This is a genomic window from Floccifex sp., from assembly GCF_051873555.1.
In the GTDB taxonomy this organism is placed as follows: domain Bacteria; phylum Bacillota_I; class Bacilli_A; order Erysipelotrichales; family Erysipelotrichaceae; genus Floccifex.
Window position 1 is genome coordinate 1 of sequence record NZ_JBJEEY010000046.1, and the last position, 2,787, is coordinate 2,787.

The 2,787-nt window shown below is 33.7% G+C and carries 4 protein-coding genes; 1 reads left to right on the plus strand and 3 read right to left on the minus strand.

Going from position 1 to position 2,787, the window contains the following annotated elements:
- Window positions 1–1,031, minus strand: a 1,031-nt coding sequence (gene nagA / locus ACI32A_RS02680) for an N-acetylglucosamine-6-phosphate deacetylase (protein WP_439753480.1), incomplete at its 3' end; no start/stop codon positions are given.
- Window positions 1,032–1,179: 148 nt separating this feature from the next.
- Here nagA and ACI32A_RS02685 point away from each other — a divergent pair.
- Window positions 1,180–1,800 carry a hypothetical protein gene (locus ACI32A_RS02685; RefSeq protein WP_439753481.1) on the plus strand — a complete coding sequence of 207 codons (621 nt, stop codon included), beginning with the start codon at window positions 1,180–1,182 and terminating at the stop codon, window positions 1,798–1,800.
- Window positions 1,801–1,807: 7 nt separating this feature from the next.
- On the opposite strand, the gene ACI32A_RS02690 is transcribed toward ACI32A_RS02685, so the two are convergent.
- A complete protein-coding gene (locus ACI32A_RS02690) occupies window positions 1,808–2,200 on the minus strand; it encodes a GNAT family N-acetyltransferase (RefSeq protein WP_439753482.1) in 393 nt (130 codons plus the stop codon).
- Window positions 2,190–2,787, minus strand: a 598-nt coding sequence (locus tag ACI32A_RS02695) for an HAD hydrolase family protein (RefSeq protein ID WP_439753483.1), incomplete at its 5' end; no start/stop codon positions are given. The genes ACI32A_RS02690 and ACI32A_RS02695, both read right to left, overlap by 11 nt.

Sequence of the window (2,787 nt, forward strand, 5' to 3'; positions counted from 1 at the left end):
ATACGTAAAGCACGAGCTGGATTCAATGTACAAGAATTAATGGCATAATCAAATGGAACCCCGGCTTTTTCTACAACCACTTGTAAACCACGATTGACTTGTAACGTACTACCTGCCAATCCTTTTGTCGAAGTTAAATGCGCACTTCCATCTGGATAAACTTCAATTTCCTGTCCACCAAATAACATCTTGCTTCCAATTGGACAACCCTTTGCCATTAAGGCATCGGTAATCATAATGACATGGTCTTTTCCTTTTGCCATATAATAATTATTTAATGCATTCACATTTGAATGATTTCCATCACAAATCACTTCACCATATACATCACGAATACGCATCGCAGCACCTACCAATCCTGGATTACGATGATGGAAAGGTGTCATTCCATTAAATACATGAGTCATAGACATAGCCCCATGTGCAATTGCCATAACAGCTTGTTCATACGTTGCTCCAGAATGTCCTTGACTGACTAAAACACCATGTTGTGCACAATATTTTGTTAAGGCAAAATCTTTGTCGTGTTCACAAGCCATCGTAATGACTTTAATCAATCCCTTGGCATCTTCCTGATATTGTTTAAATTCTTCTACATCAGCTGGAATACAATATTGCTCAGGCTGAGCTCCTTTATATTTCTGATCTAGATAAGGCCCTTCAAAATGAATACCTAAAATTTCAGCCCCTTCATATCCTTCTTCTACAACACGTGCTACATTTTTTACCGCATTCGATAATACTTCATGACTTTGAGTAATTGTTGTTGGACAAATTCCTGTAACACCTTCACTTGTAATGGACTTCATCCAATGACGCAATCCTTCTGGTGTGGCATCATTTGTATCCCATGTATCATATCCATGTGTATGAATATCAATAAAACCAGGCACAATGCGATCATTTCCATAATCCACATCGACTTCTTTTTTTCCATACTCTAAAACATCGACAATTTTGTCATTCTCCATTTCAATTTGAGCTTCCATAAATTGCCCGGCAATCCAAACTCTCTTACTTTGAATAATCATTTTTGTTACCTCCAACTGCTTTCATTCTAAACCCAGAAGCAAGTTCTTTTGTTATCTTATTATACAATGTTTTTATACTTTTTAGTAAAAACACACTTCAATATTTGAATTTGATATAATAAAACAGAAAGAAAAACGAGGATTTATCATGAAAATTATTGCGATTATTGTTGTTGTGGCAATTGTTATGTATGCCATTATTTCTACTTTAAAAAAATCTACATACAAACAGCTGGTTTCGTATTTAGAAAACGGAAACTTTGCTTCTTTTGAAAAAGAAATCGAAACCACAAAAGTAAAGACACTTCTAACAAAGATGAGTATACTGGACATGAAATTAAATGCGGCTATTGTTCAACAAAACAAAGCACAAACCAGTCAATTGTTTGAAGAAATTATTTCTCTTCCTTTAACGCCTTCTCAAAAAGAACACTACTACATGAAGGCATTTAATTATTATGTTGGATTACTGGATAAAAGAAATACAAAAAAATATTTAGATTTAATTCAGAAATTAAATAACGATCGAATGAAATTAGAGGCGAATCGTGTCTATAATATTTATATTCTTAAAAATGACAAGGATCTTCGTCCTTTATTAAAGGAATTAGAAGAATTGGAAGATGAACAAAAAGGTGTCAATGAATTCTTAATTTCTTTGATTTATAAAAATAAAAAAGACATGGAAAATGCCAAGAAATATGAAGAATTGAGTCAAAAACATTTCGCATTGGTTGACGAAAAAACAGCCCAAAAATATAAACAGTAGCTTTTCACTACTGTTTTTTTGTCCATAAATATACGCCTTCTTGTTCATTGGGATTGTAAATAAATCCACAAGATACATAAAAGTCAATGTTTCCTTTTGTTGGATTGGCTTCAATGCAGACATTGGAAGACACATGTTTTAATATTTCTTTTATTAATATTTTTCCATAGCCTTTCTTTTGAAAGAAAGGTTTGACAATTACATCCGTTAACATCGCCTTGAAACAGCCATCGCCTACTAAGCGAGCCATGCCAACGATTGTATTGTTTTCATAGATGCCAACTACGTCCATGGAATGACAAAGAGCTTGTTCTAATATTTCTAAAGAAACTTCTTTCCATTGTACACTTTTTCTGAGTTCTAAAAATTCTTGTGCACTGATTTGATGTCTAATTTCCATACAACAATTGATCCAGCCATTCTAAGCATCCGTCTTCAAAACAAGAAGGCACTATTAAATCAGCAACACTTTTGCATTCTTTTTTTCCATTTTCTAAAGTAACCCCTAATTTTGAAGCTTGAATACATTCAACATCCGATACACCATCGCCAATACAAGTGACTTCATCCCATGTATGATGGATTTCTTTCAATAATCGATCACATGTTTTGTATTTGTCAACACTTGAAGAAACGACATCCGCCATATAAGGTGTTGAACGAATCGCAATGACATCATATTGACTTTCCATTTCTTTTTTTAAATCTTCAAAATACATATCCAGTTTTTCTTTGGTATCGGATACACTGAATTTACAAACCGATCCCTCAAACAAACAATTCTCAATTTCTTTATATTCCACTTGGCAATTAAACGCATCCAATTCATAGCCATGTGTCAAAGAATGACAACACACAAAGTCAGGCTGTGTATAGCCCGGTTCTAAATGATGTTGTAGAGTTAAATCCCATAGACTTTGACAAGTTTTTGCATCAATGGGATATTCAAAAACAGTTTCTTGTTTTAATACATCATAGACATGGGCT